Below are 1,090 nucleotides of genomic sequence, written 5' to 3'. Positions count from 1 at the left end.
TATCTCGTCGGATCAAACAGGCGAGGCTTTAGGCGTCACCCGACAGCTCGAGGACTGCCGCAAGCTGGCTGCGGACCAGGGTTGGACCGTGGGCGATGAGTATGTCGACAACGACGTGAGCGCCTACAAGTCCAGCGCAGCGAGACCACGCCCGCAGTATCAGCGGTTGCTAGCCGACCTGGCCGACGGCCACCGCGACGCTGTGATCGTCTACAACCTGGACCGACTGACACGGCAGCCGATGGAGTTGGAGGAATTCACTCGGTTATGTGAACGCGCCGGAGTGACCCAGGTGAAGTCCGTAACGGCTGACATAAATCTCGGTAACGACGACGGGTTGTTCATGGCGCGCATCCTCGCGGCGATCGCTTCCAAGGAGTCAGCGAGGAAATCCGAGAGGCTGAAGAGGAAGGCGCAGCAGCTGGCAGAGCAGGGGATGCCAAACGGGGGAAATTTGCGCCCTTTCGGTTACGAGAGGGACCGCAAGACCGTCATTGAGTCAGAGGCGGAAATTCTGCGGCAGATCGTGGCACGGTTTCTGTCCGGGGAATCGTCGCGGTCCATCTGTGTCTGGCTCAACGACCAGAACGTACCCACGAGCGCCGGTGGGCAGTGGCAAACCATGACGCTGAACGCGATGCTGAAATCTGCCAGGATCGCAGGGCTCAGGGAACACAAGGGAACCGTCGTTGCGGAAGCCGTGTGGGACCCGATCATCACGCCGGAACAACGAGAGCGCATCCTGGCTCACTTCGCCACCAAGAAGCGCAACAACACGAGGGCCCCGCGCCGGTATGTTTTATCCGGGCTTCTGCGGTGTGGCAAATGCGGCACCAAGCTCTATTCAGCGGTCCGTGTCGACACTCGCCGGTATGTCTGCGCTTCCGGTCCCGACCACGGAGGCTGCGGGGGCATCACCGTCGTTGCGCCGCCGCTGGAAGAGTTCCTGTGCGCTGCCGTCCTGATGCGCCTGGACACTCCTGCGATGTCGGACGCGCTTGCTGGTCGCAGGGCAGCGGACGAACAGCACAGCGCCCTCGCTGCCGAACTGAACGACGACGAGGAACAGATGAAAACCCTCTCCCAAATG

At 61.7% G+C, this 1,090-nt stretch carries 1 protein-coding gene; it reads left to right on the top strand.

The annotated features are described in order from the left end of the window. Window position 1 precedes the first annotated feature (1 nt). Window positions 2-1,090: recombinase family protein (locus tag LQV45_RS34930; protein ID WP_290370421.1), on the top strand; the 1,089-nt coding region annotated here is incomplete at its 3' end.

The sequence above is a fragment of the Microbacterium sp. Bi128 genome (assembly GCF_918698205.1).
The sequence above is the reverse complement of the archived record's forward strand: the minus strand, read 5'-3'. Positions and strand labels throughout refer to the sequence as shown.